This window comes from Herbaspirillum sp. CAH-3, assembly GCF_009668275.1.
In the GTDB taxonomy this organism is placed as follows: domain Bacteria; phylum Pseudomonadota; class Gammaproteobacteria; order Burkholderiales; family Burkholderiaceae_D; genus Herbaspirillum; species Herbaspirillum aquaticum.
Genome location: NZ_VSWE01000006.1, coordinates 152,001 through 169,418, shown reverse-complemented (window position 1 = coordinate 169,418; position 17,418 = coordinate 152,001). Strand labels below are relative to the sequence as shown.

Annotated in this window: 17 protein-coding genes; 13 read left to right on the top strand and 4 right to left on the bottom strand. The window is 62.8% G+C overall.

Annotation, left to right across the window (positions count from 1 at the left end):
* Window positions 1–8: 8 nt before the first annotated feature.
* The gene (locus FYB76_RS09600; RefSeq protein WP_154133511.1) at window positions 9–800 is read left to right on the top strand and encodes an RNA methyltransferase; all 792 of its coding nucleotides are present in this window, start codon (window positions 9–11) and stop codon (window positions 798–800) included.
* 14 nt (window positions 801–814) lie between these two features.
* Window positions 815–1,309, top strand: coding sequence for a DUF6314 family protein (locus tag FYB76_RS09595; RefSeq protein ID WP_154133510.1), 495 nt, complete (start codon window positions 815–817; stop codon window positions 1,307–1,309).
* Here FYB76_RS09595 and FYB76_RS09590 read toward each other — a convergent pair.
* Window positions 1,290–2,144, bottom strand: coding sequence for a pyruvate, water dikinase regulatory protein (locus tag FYB76_RS09590; RefSeq protein ID WP_039788257.1), 855 nt, complete (start codon window positions 2,142–2,144; stop codon window positions 1,290–1,292). The genes FYB76_RS09595 and FYB76_RS09590 overlap by 20 nt on opposite strands.
* 49 nt (window positions 2,145–2,193) lie before the next feature.
* Here FYB76_RS09590 and FYB76_RS09585 point away from each other — a divergent pair, with 49 nt between their 5' ends.
* The 5 genes from FYB76_RS09585 (at window position 2,194) to FYB76_RS09565 (ending at window position 7,688) form a co-directional block, all read left to right on the top strand.
* A complete protein-coding gene (locus FYB76_RS09585) occupies window positions 2,194–2,499 on the top strand; it encodes a hypothetical protein (protein ID WP_088753870.1) in 306 nt (101 codons plus the stop codon).
* Between the two features lie 10 nt (window positions 2,500–2,509).
* Window positions 2,510–4,864: a phosphoenolpyruvate synthase gene (gene ppsA / locus FYB76_RS09580; RefSeq protein ID WP_229296935.1), complete on the top strand. Its 2,355-nt coding sequence runs from the start codon at window positions 2,510–2,512 to the stop codon at window positions 4,862–4,864.
* 142 nt (window positions 4,865–5,006) lie between these two features.
* Window positions 5,007–5,441: an NfeD family protein gene (locus FYB76_RS09575; protein ID WP_154133509.1), complete on the top strand. Its 435-nt coding sequence runs from the start codon at window positions 5,007–5,009 to the stop codon at window positions 5,439–5,441.
* A gap of 45 nt (window positions 5,442–5,486) precedes the next feature.
* On the top strand, window positions 5,487–6,398 hold the full coding sequence (locus FYB76_RS09570; protein WP_034336986.1) for an SPFH domain-containing protein: 912 nt from the start codon (window positions 5,487–5,489) through the stop codon (window positions 6,396–6,398).
* A gap of 3 nt (window positions 6,399–6,401) precedes the next feature.
* On the top strand, window positions 6,402–7,688 hold the full coding sequence (locus FYB76_RS09565) for a serine hydrolase (RefSeq protein ID WP_154133508.1): 1,287 nt from the start codon (window positions 6,402–6,404) through the stop codon (window positions 7,686–7,688).
* A 131-nt stretch (window positions 7,689–7,819) separates the two neighbouring features.
* Here FYB76_RS09565 and FYB76_RS09560 read toward each other — a convergent pair whose 3' ends face one another.
* Window positions 7,820–9,244, bottom strand: a complete 1,425-nt coding sequence (locus FYB76_RS09560) for an ATP-binding protein (protein ID WP_088753873.1) — start codon at window positions 9,242–9,244, stop codon at window positions 7,820–7,822.
* 1 nt (window position 9,245) lies between these two features.
* Window positions 9,246–9,935 (bottom strand): response regulator transcription factor, encoded by a 690-nt coding sequence (locus FYB76_RS09555; protein ID WP_039788247.1) that lies wholly within the window; start codon window positions 9,933–9,935, stop codon window positions 9,246–9,248.
* A 371-nt stretch (window positions 9,936–10,306) separates the two neighbouring features.
* Here FYB76_RS09555 and FYB76_RS09550 point away from each other — a divergent pair, with 371 nt between their 5' ends.
* A complete protein-coding gene (locus FYB76_RS09550; protein ID WP_154133507.1) occupies window positions 10,307–11,041 on the top strand; it encodes a hypothetical protein in 735 nt (244 codons plus the stop codon).
* 46 nt (window positions 11,042–11,087) lie between these two features.
* Complete coding sequence (locus FYB76_RS09545) at window positions 11,088–12,650, top strand: tetratricopeptide repeat protein (protein ID WP_154133506.1); 1,563 nt, start codon at window positions 11,088–11,090, stop codon at window positions 12,648–12,650.
* 72 nt (window positions 12,651–12,722) lie between these two features.
* Here FYB76_RS09545 and smpB read toward each other — a convergent pair whose 3' ends face one another.
* Window positions 12,723–13,172 carry an SsrA-binding protein SmpB gene (gene smpB, locus FYB76_RS09540; protein WP_088753876.1) on the bottom strand — a complete coding sequence of 150 codons (450 nt, stop codon included), beginning with the start codon at window positions 13,170–13,172 and terminating at the stop codon, window positions 12,723–12,725.
* 67 nt (window positions 13,173–13,239) lie between these two features.
* On the opposite strand from smpB, the gene FYB76_RS09535 reads away from it, so the two are divergent.
* The 4 genes from FYB76_RS09535 (at window position 13,240) to guaA (ending at window position 17,269) form a co-directional block, all read left to right on the top strand.
* Entirely contained in the window at window positions 13,240–13,671 is a 432-nt protein-coding gene (locus FYB76_RS09535; RefSeq protein WP_013234181.1) for a type II toxin-antitoxin system RatA family toxin, read from the top strand.
* Window positions 13,664–13,969, top strand: coding sequence for an RnfH family protein (locus tag FYB76_RS09530; RefSeq protein ID WP_154133505.1), 306 nt, complete (start codon window positions 13,664–13,666; stop codon window positions 13,967–13,969). The genes FYB76_RS09535 and FYB76_RS09530 overlap by 8 nt, the downstream gene beginning before the upstream one ends.
* A gap of 132 nt (window positions 13,970–14,101) precedes the next feature.
* Complete coding sequence (guaB, locus tag FYB76_RS09525) at window positions 14,102–15,571, top strand: IMP dehydrogenase (RefSeq protein WP_088753878.1); 1,470 nt, start codon at window positions 14,102–14,104, stop codon at window positions 15,569–15,571.
* Between the two features lie 105 nt (window positions 15,572–15,676).
* Window positions 15,677–17,269, top strand: a complete 1,593-nt coding sequence (gene guaA, locus FYB76_RS09520; RefSeq protein ID WP_154133504.1) for a glutamine-hydrolyzing GMP synthase — start codon at window positions 15,677–15,679, stop codon at window positions 17,267–17,269.
* Window positions 17,270–17,418 lie beyond the last annotated feature (149 nt).

Genomic DNA, 17,418 nt, shown 5'->3' with positions numbered 1-17,418 from the left:
AGACAGGCATGAAACTGATCACCTCCAAGGACAACCCGGTCTTCAAGGACCTGAAGCAACTGGCCACCAGCAGCCAGGCCCGCCGCCGCGCCGGCCAGAGCCTGCTGGATGGCGTGCACCTGGCGCAGGCCTGGCTGCAGCATCGCGGCGCGCCGCAGGTGTGCGTGGTGGCGGAAAGTGCCCAGTATCACCCTGAAGTAGCGCCCATCCTGGCGCAATGTGAAGCTTTGCACGCGCAATGCCTGGTGCTGGCCGACAAGCTGTATGACGCCATCAGCACCGTGGAAAACGGCGTAGGCCTGCTGTTGCTGGTGAGTACGCCCGCGCCGGTGGCCCCGGCGGCGTTGAAGGAATCGGCCGTGCTGCTCGATGGCCTGCAGGACCCTGGCAATCTCGGTTCCATCCTGCGCAGCGCCGCAGCGGCAGGCGTGAAGCAGGTGTTCTGTTCGCCCGGCACGGCGGCGGCCTGGTCGCCCAAGGTGCTGCGGGCCGGCATGGGCGCGCATTTCGTACTGGACATCTTCGAGAACGCCGACCTGGTCGCCCTGTGCGCCGCCAGCCGCATCCCCTTGCTGGCCACCAGTTCGCACGCGGCCCAGACCATTTATGATTGCGACCTCTCCGGTCCGGTGGCCTGGCTGCTGGGGCATGAAGGGCAGGGCGTGTCGCCGGCCTTGCAGGATGCGGCCACCCATGAAGTGGTGATTCCGCACCTGGGTGAGATGGAGTCGCTCAACGTGGCGGCCGCAGCGGCAGTCTGCCTGTTCGAACAACTGCGCCAGCGTACCGTCGGGCGCTGAGGACGGCGCGCATCATGGCTGCCTTTGTTCCCGCCGATCTGGCCGCCATGGCCGATTGCTTCCTCGGGGAATGGACCTTCAGCCGCACGATATGGGAAGGCAGCGCAAGCCCGCAAGCTACGGCGTCAGGTGAACTAAGTTTCACTACAGGCCAGATACCGGGTCAGCTGGTCTACCGCGAGCAGGGCCAACTGCGCATGGCCGCCGCGCCTGCGCGCTTGATTCCGTTTTCCCGTGTCTTCGACTATCGCTTTGGCGCGGATCGCCTGTGCGTGCTGTTCGCCGACGGCGAGCGCGTCGGCCAGCCTTATCAGGACTATCTGTTGCGTGGGCATGAACTGATACCGGCCGCCGATCACCTGTGCGGCCCGGACTGCTACAGCGCAGTGTATGAAGTCCATAGTGAAGACTCCTTCACGATGGAAACCACCATCAACGGCCCGAAGAAGCGCACTCGCGTGCGCACTGAATTCACACGCCGACAGTCGGTCAGCGCGTCTCCAGCTTGATCTCCTGCAGGATGGTGGCGGCGATCTCTTCGATGGACTTGGTGGTCGACGACATCCAGCGGATTCCTTCGCGCCGCATCATCTTCTCGGCCTCATTGATTTCATAGCGGCAATTTTCCAGCGCGGCGTACTTGCTGCCGGGACGGCGTTCGTTGCGCACTTCCGAGAGGCGTTCGGCGGCGATGGTCAGTCCGAAGATCTTCTTCTTGTGCAGCACCAGCCCGCTGGGCAGCTTTTCGCGTTCGAAATCCTCGGGGATCAGCGGATAGTTGGCGCACTTGATCCCGAACTGCATGGCCAGGTACAGGCTGGTCGGGGTCTTGCCCGAGCGCGACACGCCCACCAGGATCACATCGGCTTCCGACAGGTTCTTGTTGGACTGGCCGTCATCGTGCGCCAGCGAGAAATTGATGGCCTCGATGCGGTTGCGGTATTCCTCGGAATCGGTGGTGTTGTGGCTGCGGCCGATGGTGTGGGTGGACTTCATCTCCAGTTCCTGCTCCAGCGGCTCCACGAAGGTCTGGAACAGGTCCATGTGCATGGCCTTGGCGCGGCGGATCACCGAAGACAGTTCCGACTTCACCAGCGTGGAGAAGACGATGGGCAGCTTGCCATCCACCGCATAGGCCTCATTGATCTTGCGGGTGGCATCGTGGGCCTTTTCCAGGGTATCGATGAAGGGCAGGCGGATCTGCTTGAAACGCAGCTCGAACTGGCTCAGCACCGAATGCCCGAAGGTCTCCGCAGTGATGCCGGTACCGTCGGAGACGAAGAACACGGTGCGGTTGGCGGCCACGACGGGGGAAGGGTGCGGGATCGGCATGGGGTCGAGCATTTAGTTGTCTTTTGGAAAATAGAAAAAGTATTAGGTGCTACGAACAAAAATGATTTCACGCGGTACAATGCTTGGCAACAATTTCGAGAAGCCCATCTTGATGACCGTCATGTCGCTGCGCAATTTGCCCGAATTCCTGATGATGTTTGCACTGGCAAACGTCCTCGGTGTGGCTGCGCGCCTGATGCTGTCCCTGGGCTGGTCCTCGAAGCCGCACCTGCTGCCGCAACCGTCGCAGAATAACAAAAATAAACCGACCCATGCCGCGCCCGCGAAGATTTCTTATCATCAAGCTAGGGGTTGTCATGTCCAACGCAGTAAACACCCAGGGGGCAGTATACGTAGCCTCCTTTGAAACTCTTCGCATGACGGACGTTGAGTCCGTCGGTGGCAAAAACGCATCGCTGGGAGAAATGATTTCCCAGTTGGCCGGCGCCGGTGTCCGCGTGCCGGGCGGTTTCGCCACGACTGCGCAAGCTTTCCGTGATTTCCTGGAGCACTCCGCCGATGGCGGCCCGACCCTGGCCGCCCGCATTGCCCAGCGCCTCGAAGGCCTGGACATCGATGACGTGCGTTCGCTGGCGCAAGCCGGTGCGGAGATCCGTCAATGGATCATCGAGACCCCGTTCCAGCCCCGCCTGGACCAGGAGATCCGTGCCTTCTACGACAAGCTGGTGGCCGATTCGACCGCCGAGATGTCCTTCGCCGTGCGTTCGTCCGCCACCGCAGAAGACCTGCCTGACGCGTCCTTCGCCGGCCAGCAGGAAACCTTCCTGAACGTGGTCGGTATCGATAACGTGCTCGAAGCCATGAAGCACGTCTTCGCCTCGCTCTACAACGACCGCGCGATCTCTTATCGCGTCCACAAGGGCTTCACCCACGCGGAAGTGGCCCTGTCGGCCGGCGTGCAGCGCATGGTCCGTTCGGACGTGGGCGCGGCTGGCGTGATGTTCACCATCGACACCGAATCCGGCTTCAAGGATGTGGTCTTCATCACCTCCAGCTATGGCCTGGGTGAAACCGTGGTGCAGGGCGCCGTCAACCCGGACGAATACTACGTCCACAAGCCCATGCTGGAACTGGGCAAGCAGCCGGTGATCCGCCGCAACCTGGGTTCCAAGCTGATCAAGATGGAATTCACCGGTGAAGCCAAGGCTGGCCGTTCGGTCAAGACCGTGGATGTGCCGGTGGAGCTGCGCAACCGCTATTCCCTGACCGACGCCGAAGTGGTGGAGCTGGCCAAGTACGCCACCATCATCGAGAAGCACTACCAGCGTCCGATGGACATCGAATGGGGCAAGGACGGCCGCGACGGCAAGCTCTACATCCTGCAGGCCCGTCCGGAAACGGTGAAGTCGCAGCAGAAGGCCACCGATGCGCAGCAGCGCTTCAAGCTCAAGAGCTCGGGCACCGTGCTGGCCACCGGCCGTGCGATCGGCCAGAAGATCGGCGCCGGTCCGGTGCGCGTCATCAACGATCCGGCTGAAATGGAACGCGTGCAGCCCGGCGACGTGCTGGTGGCCGACATGACCGACCCCAACTGGGAACCGGTCATGAAGCGTGCCTCGGCCATCGTCACCAACCGTGGCGGCCGTACCTGCCACGCCGCCATCATCGCCCGTGAACTGGGTGTGCCGGCCGTGGTCGGCTGTGGCGACGCCACCGACGTGTTGAAGGATGGCACCCTGGTGACGGTCTCCTGCGCCGAAGGCGACGAAGGCAAGATCTATGACGGCCTGCTGGAAACCGAAGTGACCGAAGTGGCCCGTGGCGAACTGCCCCCGATCCCGCTGAAGGTGATGATGAACGTGGGCAATCCGCAGCTGGCCTTCGACTTCCAGTCGATCCCCAACGGCGGTGTCGGCCTGGCGCGTCTGGAATTCATCATCAACAACAACATCGGTGTGCACCCCAAGGCCATCCTGGAATACCCGAACATCGACGCCGACCTGAAGAAGGCCGTCGAATCGGTAGCCCGCGGCCATGCTTCGCCCAAGGCCTTCTACGTCGACAAGCTGGCTGAAGGCATCGCCACCATCGCTGCGGCCTTCTGGCCCAAGCCGGTGATCGTGCGTCTGTCGGACTTCAAGTCCAACGAGTACAAGAAGCTGATCGGCGGTTCGCGCTACGAGCCGGACGAAGAAAATCCGATGCTGGGCTTCCGTGGCGCCGCGCGTTACCTGGCCGACGACTTTGCCGAAGCCTTCCAGATGGAATGCCAGGCCATGAAGCGCGTGCGTGAAGACATGGGCCTGACCAACGTCGAGGTGATGGTGCCCTTCGTGCGTACCCTGGGCCAGGCCGAGAAGGTCATTGGTCTGTTGGGCAAGTATGGCCTCAAGCGTGGCGAGAACGGCCTGCGCGTCATCATGATGTGCGAAGTCCCGTCCAATGCCATCCTGGCCGAGCAGTTCCTGGAGCACTTCGACGGCTTCTCCATCGGTTCCAACGACCTGACCCAGCTGACCCTGGGCCTGGACCGCGATTCCGGTATGGAATTGCTGGCCGCCGACTTCGACGAGCGCGATCCGGCCGTGCAGGCCCTGCTGACCAAGGTCATCGCCACCTGCCGTGCAAAGGGCAAGTACGTCGGTATCTGCGGCCAGGGTCCTTCGGACCATCCGGACTTCGCCGAATGGCTGATGGACCAGGGCATCGAGTCCATCTCGCTGAACCCGGATACCGTCATCGACACCTGGCAGCAACTGGCCAAGAAGTGAAAGTGATGAAGCTTTAAGCGTCACTCACGACGGACTTCGAAAGAAGTGAAAGGCGCGGGCAGAAATGTCCGCGCCTTTGTTTTATTTTCTCAAGCTGCAGTAGACTGCCGGTGTTTGCAGTTTTCTTCAAGGGGATTCGACGATGACTGACTGGTCACTCTGGCTGGTGCTGGCCGGCGCGCTGCTGGGTGCAGAACTCTTCACAGGCACCTTTTACCTGCTCATGATCGCGCTGGGCCTGGTGGCCGGTGCCGTGGCCGCCTGGTGCGGCTTGATGCTGGAGTGGCAATTGCTGGTGGCCGCCGTGGTCGGCGTGGCGGCGGTGCTCGGTCTGCGCCGCAGTCCTTATGGCCGTCTGCGCCGCAGCAGCGCCAACGATGATCCCAACCTGCTGCTGGATATCGGGCAGAGCGTCGAGGTTGCGGCCTGGCAGGTGCACGGCAACCAGTTCATGGCGCGCGTGCCTTATCGCGGCGCGCAGTGGGATGTGGAGCTGCTGCCCGGCCATCATGCCAGCCCCGGCAGCTTCGTCATCCGCGAAATCCGTGGCAGCCGCTTGCTGGTGGCGCCGCGTTGATCGGCATCTTCATTTCTTCCCCCCTCTCGTTTTCAGGAGAATTCCATGCTGGGTAGCGTTACTCTGGTCATTTTCTTCCTTGCCATCGTCTTCGTCGTACAGACGGTCAAGGTGGTCCCGCAGCAGCACGCCTGGGTGGTCGAACGTCTTGGCAAATACCACGCCACGCTGGCCCCGGGCCTGAACATCGTGGTGCCCTTCATCGATCGCGTGGCCTACAAGCACATCCTCAAGGAAATCCCGCTGGATGTGCCGCCGCAGGTCTGCATCACCAAGGACAACACCCAATTGCAGGTCGACGGCATCCTGTATTTCCAGATCACCGATCCGATGCGCGCCTCCTATGGTTCCTCCAACTACATCGCCGCCATCACGCAGCTGGCGCAGACCACGCTGCGCTCGGTGATCGGCAAGATGGAACTGGATAAAACCTTCGAGGAACGCGACCACATCAACACCGCCATCGTCAGCGCCATCGATGAATCGGCCGAAAACTGGGGCGTGAAGGTGCTGCGCTATGAGATCAAGGACCTGACCCCGCCCAAGGAAATCCTCCACGCCATGCAGGCCCAGATCACGGCTGAACGCGAGAAGCGCGCCCTGATCGCCGCCTCCGAAGGTCGCAAGCAGGAACAGATCAACATTGCCACCGGTGAGCGCGAAGCCGCGATTGCCCGTTCCGAAGGCGAGAAGCAGGCGTCGATCAATCGCGCCGAAGGCCAGGCCGCCGCCATTCTCGCCATCGCCGAGGCCAGCGCCGAAGCGATCCGCAAGACCGCCGCCGCCATCGAGCAGCCGGGTGGTTCGGATGCGGTCAACCTGAAGGTCGCGGAGCAGTACGTGGATGCCTTCGGCAAGCTGGCCAAGACCAATAACTCCATCATCGTGCCAGCCAACCTGGCGGACATGAGCGGGCTGATCGCCTCGGCCCTGCAAGTCGTCAAGCAGCAGAAGTAAGCCATGCGTCCACGTTTTGTTTCGCTTTTGTCTTCCAAGCCGTGGGCGGCGCTGATGGTGGCCGGCTTGCTGTCGGCTTGCATTTCCACGCAGGCCCAGGAAACCGCCGACACCGCCGCTCTGGCCGAACGGGTCGATCAGCAGATGACGCAATTGCTGGGTCGATATCCGGTGCCCGGCGCCAGCATCGCCATCGCCTACCAGGGCAAGCTGGTTTACCAGCGTGGCTACGGCATGGCGGTGACGGAATCCAATACGCCGGTCACGCCGCTGACGCGTTTTCGTATCGGCAGCGTCTCCAAGCCGGTGACGGCGGTGGCGGTGCTCAAGCTCTTCGAGAAGGAGTTGCCGCAGGTGCTGGATCGGCACGTGTTCGGCCCGGATGGTTTGTTGCCCGATGCTGCCTATCCGGACTTTGCCGGTCCACTGGACCGCCGTGTGCTCAAGATCACCTTGCGTGATCTCCTGCAGCACACCAGCGGCTGGGGAGGCAGTGACTACGATCCGCAATATGACCTGGTCAATATTGCCAAGGCGCGCCAGGTGGCCGCACCGGCCTCGGCCCGCGACGTGATCGCCTACGTGCTCAAGCAGCGCCTGCTGGATGCGGCGCCTGGCACGGAGTACTTCTACAGCAATTTCGCCTACAACGTCCTCGGACGCCTGGTCGAACAGAAGTCCGGCATGTCCTATGAAGCGGCCGTGCAGGCGCTGGTGTTCAAACCTGCTGCCGTGGAGGATGCCGTCATTGCCGGAGACCGCCGCATCGAGCGCGCCGCCAACGAGACCGTCTACTACGATGACCCGCGCTGGCCCGCCGTGGCCGATCGCGATGGCAGTGGCGCCACCGGTCCGGAGTCCTATTCGGCCCTGCATTTCAAGTCCATGGATGCGACCGCCGGCTGGATCGCCACGGCCGCCGACCTGGTGCACTTTGCCGATGCGACCCAGGGGCGCGGTGGCCCCGCCTTGCTGCAGCCGCAGGCGCTGGCGCTGATGAAACAACGCAATCCCGCGCAGGCCGAGAACAACTATGGCCTGGGCTGGGTGGTGACCCGCAGCAATGGCGTGGAGATACTCTCCCACAGCGGCGCGCTCACCACCGGCACTTACGCCTACCTGCAATCGCGCGCTGATGGCTGGACCTGGGCCGTGCTGATGAACCGCCTGCCGATTCCTTATCCGCCGGAGCAGGGCGTGGGCGAGTTGCAGGCCTTCCAGGTGGCGGTGCAGCGCGGACTGATGAATGCCATCGTCAATCCGGCGGCTGTGCCTTCTCCTGCACAATGATTCACTGAGCAAACATGCATTGAAAAGCCCCGTCCGGCGCGAAACCGGACGGGGCTTTGTTCTGGTGTATCTCCTTCATATCCTTCATATCGTGCGTATCGCGCACATCTCCATCGCCAGCGAGGCGGCAATCAGATCGCGGCAGTCGCTCCCCGCGCCGGCTCATCGGCCATGAAGGGCAGGGTGATGTCCACGCGCAGTCCGCCATCGGGCCGGTTGGCGGCGCGGATGAAGCCTTGATGCGCCTCCACGATGCGCCTGGCGATCGACAGCCCCAGGCCATGTCCGGCACTGTTGCTCTTGGTGCGGCTGCTGCGGAAGAACAGTTCGAAGATGCTGTCCATCTCCTCCTCCGGCACGCCTGGTCCGCGATCGAGGATGGACAGGTGCAACAGCTTGTTGACCTCGTCGAGTTCGGCCACGAACTGCACCGCCGTGTCGGGCGCGGTGTGCTTGATGGCATTGCGCAGCACGTTTTCGATGGCGCGATACAGCAGCTCCGGATTGCCCTTGACCTGCACCCGGCCTTCGATGCGGCTTTCCACCCGCTTGCCCAAGGCTTCGGCTTCGAAGCTGGCGTCATTGGTCATGTCGGCCAGCATGGCCTCGATGGCGATGGCTTCTTCCATCGAACCGGGGACGTTGGCTTCCAGCCGCGAGAGGGTCAGCAATTCGCCCACCAGCTTGTCCATGCGCACACTTTCGCGTTCGATGCGTTCCAGGGTCAGTTCCAGCTTGTCCTTGTCCTGCACGCGCGCCAGGCCGATAGCCATCTGCAGGCGCGCAATGGGCGAGCGCAGCTCGTGCGAGACGTCGTGCAGCAGGCGGCGCTGGCTTTCCATCAAGGTGCGCAGCTTGGCCGTCATGGCGTCGAAATCGCGGCCCAGGTCGGCCAGCTCATCGTTGCGCGCACTCATGACCGGTTCCAGCTCCTGGTCCAGGTTGCCGTTGGCAGCCTGGTTGAAGGCATTCTTGAGGTGCCGGATCGGGTGCGAGAAATACCAGGCCAGCAGCAGCGCAAACACCAGGCTGGCCACCAGTGCCACGGCAATGGGCATGGTGGGGAAGAACAGCGGCTTGGGTCCGCCGCGATCCTTCATGTAGCGCGGTTCGCGGCCCGGCATGCCGCCCGGGGGCGGGCCGAACTCGTCATTGGGCGTGGGGATGAACATCAGGTAGCTGTGGCCGTTGGCCGCCTTGACCAGTTCCACCACGCGGCGCTCGCGTTCGCTGGCCAGTACGCGGCGCGCTTGCTCCACCAGGTGCGGCGAGACCTCACGGCCCATCAGGTCCTGGTTGTCTTCGTCCACCGCGTAGAGCTGCAGGCGATGCGGCCGGCCCTCGTTGATCAGACTGCGCAAGGCTTCCGGGCCACCGAACTGCAGGGTGGCGGCGGCCGCGCGAATCATGAAGGAGGCCGGCGGACTGAGGTCGATCTCCGAATTGCGGTTGCTGCGTTCCAGGTTCTCGATCCAGAACAGCACGCCCACGCCGAAGGTGGCGGTGATCTGGGCGATCGCGATGAAGAAGAAGAACTTCCAGAAAAGCCGGCCCACTTTATTCCTTGATGAACTGGTAGCCCAGGCGGTAGACGGTCTGGATGCAGCTCTTGTCGCTGCCCAGCGCGGCGATCTTCTGGCGGATGCTGGAGAGGTGCACGTCGATGTTGCGGTCGAAGCGCGCCAGCGGACGACCCAGGCCCTGTTCGGACAAGGTTTGCTTGCTGACCGGCTTGCCGGCATTGCGGGCCAGCACTTCGAGCAGGTTGAATTCGCTGCTGGTCAGTTCCAGCGGACGGCCGTTCCAGGTGGCGCGGCGCTGTTCCGGCCACATCGACAGGGCGCCCACGGCCAGCGGCGAATAGGGCGCCTGCTCACTGCTCTCGGCCGAGGCGCGGCGCAGGATGGCGCGGATGCGCGCGGCAATCTCGCGCGGCGTGCAGGGCTTGGGGACGTAGTCGTCGGCGCCCAGCTCCAGGCCGATGATGCGGTCGGTGTCATCGCCTTTGGCAGTCAGCATCACGACGGGCATGTTGCTCTTGGCGCGGATGCGGCGCAGGGTATCGACGCCGTTCAGGCGCGGCATCATCACGTCCAGCACGGCGATGGCGTATTGGCCGGTGAGCGCCTCGGCGGCGCCGGCTTCACCATCGTGGGCGACGTTGACTTCGAATTTTTCCTGCTCCAGGTATTCCTTGAGCATTTCGACGAGCTCCACGTCATCGTCGATCAAAAGCACTTTAGACATTGCTGCATTCCATTCTCGAATTGCCCTGCCTCCAGGCCGCAGGGCGTCGGCAGCCCGTAATATGCCGTAAAAGGTTTTGCAGAAGTGTTTCCAGCCTTCTTTACAATTGCATCTTTACATTCATTTACCGTGCTTGGCGGTGTGTCCGGACGCCGCCTGAACTCGCATTCCGCGGCCGGGAAGTTCACAAGTGCCTGCCGGCAACCCGCGCCCGGCCTGGCCCGCGCCGCAGTGGTGCCCACGCGGGCTTAACAAGACTTTACCCGGCTTTACGCAGCAGGCGTGAACTTAACACGCCTTGATGACCGATACTTTTGGCATGTACAAGGGAGCGATGCATGGGGCATCGCGCACAATAAAAGGAGTCCGTCATGGCCATCAGCAGCGTGTCGTCCAGCAATTTCAGTCTTGCCGATCTGTCGGGGTTGTCCGGGACCAGCGGTTTTTCCACCAGCGCCAGCCCGCGTATGGATGCGCCGCCACCGCCGCCGCGCGGTGACAAGGGCGGGGGCCTGATCGGTGCGCTCAAGGATATCCTGGCTTCGCTGGGCGTGGATCTCGACAGTTCCGCCACCAGTGCCACCTCGGTCACGTCGGCAACCAGCACGTCCTCCAGCAGCAGCATCTCCTCAGCCAACGTCGATTCCAAGCTCGATGCCTTCCTGCAGGAATTGATGGCCGCCCTGAAGGGGCAGAACAATCCGCCACCGGGGCCGCCGCCGGCCAGCTCCACGTCTTCCTCGGACAGCAGCTCCAGCAGCGTGTCGGCCACCAGTGATACGAGCAGCACGAGCAGTACTGCCAGTTCAACCAGTACCGACACCACCGCACGCGCCTACACGCCGGGCGGTCGTCCGCCGCCACCGGGAGGCGGACTGGAGGCGGATCTCCAGAGTCTCATCTCCAGCCTCTCCGGCGACAGCAATGGCACTGACTCAGGTTCCGGTGACGGTACGGTGTCTTCGCTGCAAAGTGCGTTCAGCAACCTCCTCGGTTCATTGGGGGCGTCGTCGTCCACGACCTCGCTCTCCAGCTTCCTGCAAAGCCTGCAGAGCAAGCTGGCCGCAGGCAAGACCACGGGCAACCTGATCGACACCACGGCGTAACGGCAAGGGCAGTGCCGGGTCCGCAGGCCATGCTAAGCTGCCGGCCATGAATGTTCCCGACCCTGCCGTCCTGGCTGGCATCATGGGCCTGATGTGCGAGGCCATCGCGCTGCGCGGCGCCGGGCAGCCCGAGGCTGCCATCGACGCGCTGGATCAGGCCTTGAGGCTCGATGCCAGTTTCCTCCCGGTGCTCATGCAGCGGGCCAGCCTGTTGCATGAGACTGGCGATCTGGCGGGCGCCGCCGCAGCCTACGAACGCTGCCTCGACCTGGTGCCCGACTATGATGAAGCCCGCGCAGCCCATCGTGCCGTGCTGCAGCAGTGGGCCAGTGCACTTGCAGATACTCCTCGGCCCGATGAGCGGGTCTTGCTGGCCCGACTGTATTACCAACTCGATCAACCGCTGCTCGCCCTGGCCGCCATCGAAGCTGCGTGCCCGCTGCCCGCGCTGGAGGACCAGGCCCTGCATGCCGACATCCTGCTGCGGCTCAATCGCCATGAAGAGGCCTTGGCCTGCTATCGCGACGATGCCACCGACAGTGAAACGTGCGCCCTGATCGTCTTCAATCGTGCCGACATCCAGCGCCGCATGGGCCGCATCGACGCTGCGCAGGCCGGATATGAAGAAGCTTTACGCTGGCATACCGACTTCCCTCAAGCCCGCGTGGGGCGTGCTCATATGCTGCTCACGCGCGGTGACTATGCCGAGGGCTGGCGCGAACATGAAGCGCGCTTCCAGATTCCGGAATTGGCCCGGCGCGCCATCGCCACGCCCAGCCCGCGCTGGCAGCCTGGCGAATCGCTCACCGGCAAACACGTCCTCATCTGGTCTGAACAAGGGCAGGGGGATTGCCTGCAATTTGCGCGTTACCTGCAGCTGGTGGCAGCGCAGGCGGGGCAGGTCACCCTGTGCGCACCGTCGGGCTTGCTGGCAGTGCTGGCGCCGTCTTTTCCGCAGGTGCGCTGCGTGGCCCATGTCAGCGAGGCTGGCCCGCACGATTGTCACGCTTCTCTGTTCAGTCTTCCGTATTTGCTGGATTTGCCGCATCCGGGCCAGGCACCGACCGCGCCTTACCTGACAGTGGATTCGGCGAGGCTGCAACAATGGCAGCAGCATCTCGCCGAGGGTGCGGATGCGGCGCCGCGCCGTCCGCGCATCGGGCTGGCCTGGGCCGGGCGTCAGTACGCCACCCCGCACCCCAGCCGCGATGTGCCGCTGGCCGAGTGGCTGCCTCTGTTTGAATTACCGGTGGAGGTGGTCAGCCTGCAGGTCGAGATCCCGTTAGCCGACCAGCGCGTGCATCAGCAATTGGCCGGTCGGCTCCGCAGCTTCCCGCTGGCGGACTGGGCCGATTCGGCAGCGCTGGCCTGCGCGCTGGAGTTGGTCATCAGCGTCGATACCGCCGTGGTGCACCTGGTAGGTGCACTGGGCTTGCCGTGCTTCCTGCCGCAGCGGCTGGAAGGCGAGTGGCGCTGGGGTGTGCAGGGCGAGCACAGTCTCTGGTATCCCTCGGTGAGACTGTTCCGCCAGCAGCAGCGAGGGCAGTGGGGCAGTGTGGTCGAAGGGATCGTGGCCGCCTGCCGCGAACGCTTCGCCGGGTGGGACTGAACGCGCTGCAAGCGGACAGGAAAACGGCTGCACAAGGCAGCCGTGGTCGCAGTCAGGGGATGCAGGAAGGGATCAGCGGCGATGCTGCTTCATCGCCGTCTGGATTTCGCGCTGGGTGTCGCGCTGCTTTTCGGTCTCGCGCTTGTCGTGCTGCTTCTTGCCCTTGGCCAGGCCGATGTCGCATTTGACGCGGCCTTTGCTGTAGTGCAAGTTCAGCGGCACCAGCGTGTAGCCGGAGCGCTCCACCTTGCCGATCAGCTTGCTGATCTCGGCGGCATTCAAGAGCAGCTTGCGGGTCCGGGTGGTTTCCGGATGCACGTGCGTGGAGGTGCTGGTCAGCGCACTGATGTGGCAGCCGAACAGGTAGACCTCGCCATTGCGCACGATCACGTAGGCTTCCTTGAGTTGCACGCGGCCGGCGCGGATCGATTTGACTTCCCAACCTTGCAAGACGAGGCCTGCTTCGAATCGCTCTTCGATGAAGTAATCGAAAAAGGCCTTTTTGTTATCAATAATGCTCATCTAAATAAAAATTCGTCTCGTCGGTTAAAATTGTGCCTTTGCGATTTTATCAAACGGATCACCCTCGATGGCAGTCGTACACAAAACCGTCCTGATCAACTATAGCGCGGAGCAGATGTTCAACCTGGTCGACAAGGTTGAGGATTACCCTGAATTCCTGCCCTGGTGTGGCGGTGTCGAGGTTTCCGAGCGCAGTGACGAGAGCCTCACGGCCAAGATCAAGATCAATTATCACGGCCTCAAGCAATCCTTCAGCACCCAGAACACCAACGTGCGCCCGACCAGCATGACCATGCGCCTGGTGGAAGGCCCGTTCAAGCATTTCGAAGGCCGCTGGACCTTCAAGCCGCTGCGCGAGGATGCCTGCAAGATCGAATTCGACATGGAATATGAATTTTCCAGCCGCATCCTGGAAGGGGTGATCGGGCCGGTCTTCAGCATGATCGCCAACAGCTTCGTCGATTCCTTCTGCAAACGCGCTGAACAGATATATGGCTGACGATGCCTTTTTGCAAGTCCAGCTCTGCTACGCCGCGCCCGGCCTGCAGATCCTGCAGGACCTGCAGGTAGCGCCCGGCAGTTCCATCCAGCAGGCCATTTTGGATAGCGGCCTGCTGCGCGAGCAGCCGGCCATCGACCTGTCGGTATGCAAGGTCGGCATCTTCGGCAAGATCAAGACCCTGGACACGGTGCTGCGCGCACGCGACCGCATCGAGATCTACCGGCCGCTGATTGCGGACCCCAAGCAGTCGCGCCGCCGCCGTGCCGCGCACCGGGAGCAAGCGGACCGCCCTTGAGCGGCGCTGCTGCCCGGCCCAGCATCCCAGCCTTCCGGCATTTTTACGACGCCCGGAGGGAGAAACGCAAGTAGAGCAAGACGCGCGTTCAGCTTTTCTGTATAATTCGCTTTTGCGCCTATAGGAAATACTATGCGTCTTCTCCAAAAAGCACTCACGTTCGATGATGTGCTGCTCGTTCCGGCCTTCTCGGACATCCTCCCCAAAGACACTTCCCTGACCACGCGCCTGACGCGCAACATCTCGCTGAACATTCCGCTGGTCTCGGCCGCGATGGACACCGTGACTGAAGCCCGCCTGGCCATTGCCATGGCGCAAGAGGGTGGCATCGGCATCATCCACAAGAACCTGACGCCCAAGGAGCAGGCGCGCGAGGTTTCCAAGGTCAAGCGTTTCGAGTCCGGCGTGGTCCGTGACCCGATCACCATTCCCCCCACCATGAAGATCCGTGACGTCATCGCGCTGTCCAAGCAGCATGGCATCTCCGGCTTCCCGGTCGTGGAAGGCAAGGCACTGGTCGGCATCATCACCAACCGCGACCTGCGTTTCGAAGAAGAACTGGACGCAGAAGTCCGCGCCAAGATGACCCCGCGCGAGAAGCTGGTCTACGTCAAGGAAAACGGCTCCAGCGCCGATCCGGAAGAAGCCAAGCGCCTGATGAACAAGCACCGCCTGGAGCGTGTGATGGTCGTCAACGATGCGTTTGAGCTGCGCGGCCTGATCACCGTCAAGGACATCGAAAAATCCACCGAACACCCCTTCGCCTGCAAGGACGAACACGGCAAGCTGCGCGTAGGTGCGGCCGTCGGCGTCGGCCCGGACAATGACGAGCGCATCGAGCTGCTGGTCGCCGCCGGTGTGGACGTGATCGTGGTCGATACTGCCCACGGCCACTCCGCAGGCGTGCTCAACCGCGTCAAGTGGGTCAAGACCCGTTACCCGCACGTGGAAGTCATCGGCGGCAACATCGCCACCGCCGCTGCCGCCAAGGCACTGGTCGAGCATGGCGCTGACGCCGTGAAGGTTGGTATCGGCCCCGGCTCCATCTGCACCACCCGCATCGTCGCCGGTGTCGGCGTGCCGCAGATCTCGGCCATCGCCAACGTCGCTGAAGCCTTGAAGGGTACCGGTGTTCCGGTCATCGCCGACGGCGGTATCCGTTTCTCGGGCGACGTCGCCAAGGCGCTGGCCGCCGGCGCTTCGGCCGTGATGATGGGCAGCATGTTCGCCGGTACCGAAGAAGCGCCGGGCGAAGTGATCCTGTACCAGGGCCGCAGCTACAAGTCGTACCGCGGCATGGGTTCGCTGGGTGCGATGGCTGACGGTTCGGCCGACCGCTACTTCCAGGATGGCGACAACACCGCCGACAAGTTCGTGCCGGAAGGTATCGAAGGCCGCGTTGCCTACAAGGGTTCCGTCGTTGCGATCCTGTACCAGCTGGTGGGCGGCGTGCGCTCCTCCATGGGTTACTGCGGTTGCGCCTCCATCGACGACTTCCGCGAGCGCGCCGAGTTCGTCGAGATCACGTCGGCCGGCATGCGTGAATCGCATGTCCACGACGTGCAGATCACCAAGGAAGCCCCGAACTACCGCGCCGAGTAATTTTCGATGCGGCCACAGCCCGACAGTCCACCGGCCCCGTGCCAGGCTGTCGGGCTGTTGATCTTTTCAGAAGTCCATTTTTAACGTAGCCAGACCTCACTGCCCATGTCCACGCATTCGCATTCGAAAATCCTGATCCTCGACTTCGGTTCCCAGGTGACCCAGCTCATCGCTCGCCGCGTGCGCGAAGCCGGTGTGTTTTCCGAGGTATTCCCGCATGACGTGACCGACGAGTTCGTGCGCAATTACGGCGCGGCCGGCGTCATCCTTTCCGGCGGCCCCAACAGCGTCACCGAAGGCGACACCCCGCGTGCCCCGCAAGCGGTCTTCGAACTGGGCGTGCCGGTACTGGGCATCTGCTACGGCATGCAGACCATGGCCGAGCAACTCGGCGGCAAGGTCGAGAACGGCCACCTGCGCGAATTCGGCTACGCCGAAGTGCGCGCCCATGGCCACACCAAGCTGCTGGAGAGCATCAGCGACTTCACCAATGCGCAAGGCCACGGCATGCTGAAGGTCTGGATGAGCCACGGCGACAAGGTCAACGAAATGCCCGCCGGCTTCAAGCTCATGGCCTCCACCGGCAACTGCCCGATCGCCGGCATGGCTGACGAGGAGCGTCGTTTCTACGGCGTGCAGTTCCACCCGGAAGTGACCCACACGGTGCAAGGCAAGGCCATGCTGGGCCGCTTCGTGCATGAGATCTGCGGCTGCCAGTCGGACTGGAACATGCCGGACTACATCGCCGAAGCCGTCGAGATGATCCGCCAGCAAGTGGGCAGCGATGAAGTCATCCTGGGCCTGTCGGGCGGTGTCGACAGCAGCGTGGCGGCAGCGCTGATCCATCGCGCCATCGGCGACCAGCTAACCTGTGTGTTCGTCGACCACGGCCTGCTGCGCCTGGACGAAGGCAAGATGGTCATGGAAATGTTTGCCAAGAACCTGGGTGTGAAGGTGATCCATGTGGACGCCACTGCGCAGTTCATGGGCCACCTGGCGGGCGTGACCGATCCGGAAGCCAAGCGCAAGATCATCGGCCGCGAGTTCGTGGAAGTGTTCCAGGCCGAATCGGCCAAGCTGACCAGCGCCAAGTGGCTGGCCCAGGGCACCATCTACCCGGACGTGATCGAAAGCGCCGGCAAGGGCAAGAAGACCGCCCACACCATCAAGAGCCACCACAACGTCGGCGGCCTGCCGGAAACGCTGAACCTGAAGCTTTTGGAGCCGCTGCGCGAACTGTTCAAGGATGAAGTGCGCGAACTGGGCGTGGCGCTGGGCCTGCCGCCGGAGATGGTGTATCGCCATCCGTTCCCGGGTCCTGGCCTGGGTGTGCGTATCCTGGGTGAAGTGAAGAAAGAGTACGCGGACCTGCTGCGCCGTGCGGATGCGATCTTCATCGAAGAGCTGCGAAATACGAAGGATGAAGACGGCCAGACCTGGTACGAAAAGACCAGCCAGGCGTTTGCCGTGTTCCTGCCGGTGAAGTCGGTGGGTGTCATGGGCGATGGCCGCACCTACGAATACGTGGTGGCCTTGCGTGCGGTGCAGACGCAGGACTTCATGACGGCGCACTGGGCGCATCTGCCGCATGAGCTGCTGGGCCGCGTCTCCAACCGTATCATCAATGAGGTGCGAGGCTTGAACCGGGTGGTGTATGACATTTCCGGGAAGCCGCCGGCGACGATTGAGTGGGAGTGATTGCAGGGGCGCTCCGCCCCGGCATTACGAAAAGTGTCTGCCTCGAAAAACCCGCTTTTTAGCGGGTTTTTTCACATCAAGATGGGGACATTACGCCGATATCGTTGGTGACATACCCGTGAATTGGCATTGTTGGGCAAAGTCACGAT

Coding starts and splice junctions, on each gene's coding strand:
- smpB (WP_088753876.1), bottom strand. CDS start 13,172: ATGAGCATTATTGATAACAAAAAGGCCTTTTTCGATTACTTCATCGAA.
- guaB (WP_088753878.1), top strand. CDS start 14,102: ATGCGTCTTCTCCAAAAAGCACTCACGTTCGATGATGTGCTGCTCGTT.
- FYB76_RS09555 (WP_039788247.1), bottom strand. CDS start 9,935: ATGTCTAAAGTGCTTTTGATCGACGATGACGTGGAGCTCGTCGAAATG.
- FYB76_RS09530 (WP_154133505.1), top strand. CDS start 13,664: ATGGCTGACGATGCCTTTTTGCAAGTCCAGCTCTGCTACGCCGCGCCC.
- FYB76_RS09545 (WP_154133506.1), top strand. CDS start 11,088: ATGAATGTTCCCGACCCTGCCGTCCTGGCTGGCATCATGGGCCTGATG.
- FYB76_RS09595 (WP_154133510.1), top strand. CDS start 815: ATGGCTGCCTTTGTTCCCGCCGATCTGGCCGCCATGGCCGATTGCTTC.
- FYB76_RS09565 (WP_154133508.1), top strand. CDS start 6,402: ATGCGTCCACGTTTTGTTTCGCTTTTGTCTTCCAAGCCGTGGGCGGCG.
- FYB76_RS09575 (WP_154133509.1), top strand. CDS start 5,007: ATGACTGACTGGTCACTCTGGCTGGTGCTGGCCGGCGCGCTGCTGGGT.
- guaA (WP_154133504.1), top strand. CDS start 15,677: ATGTCCACGCATTCGCATTCGAAAATCCTGATCCTCGACTTCGGTTCC.
- ppsA (WP_229296935.1), top strand. CDS start 2,510: ATGACGGACGTTGAGTCCGTCGGTGGCAAAAACGCATCGCTGGGAGAA.
- FYB76_RS09590 (WP_039788257.1), bottom strand. CDS start 2,144: ATGCTCGACCCCATGCCGATCCCGCACCCTTCCCCCGTCGTGGCCGCC.
- FYB76_RS09550 (WP_154133507.1), top strand. CDS start 10,307: ATGGCCATCAGCAGCGTGTCGTCCAGCAATTTCAGTCTTGCCGATCTG.
- FYB76_RS09600 (WP_154133511.1), top strand. CDS start 9: ATGAAACTGATCACCTCCAAGGACAACCCGGTCTTCAAGGACCTGAAG.
- FYB76_RS09585 (WP_088753870.1), top strand. CDS start 2,194: ATGATTTCACGCGGTACAATGCTTGGCAACAATTTCGAGAAGCCCATC.
- FYB76_RS09570 (WP_034336986.1), top strand. CDS start 5,487: ATGCTGGGTAGCGTTACTCTGGTCATTTTCTTCCTTGCCATCGTCTTC.
- FYB76_RS09535 (WP_013234181.1), top strand. CDS start 13,240: ATGGCAGTCGTACACAAAACCGTCCTGATCAACTATAGCGCGGAGCAG.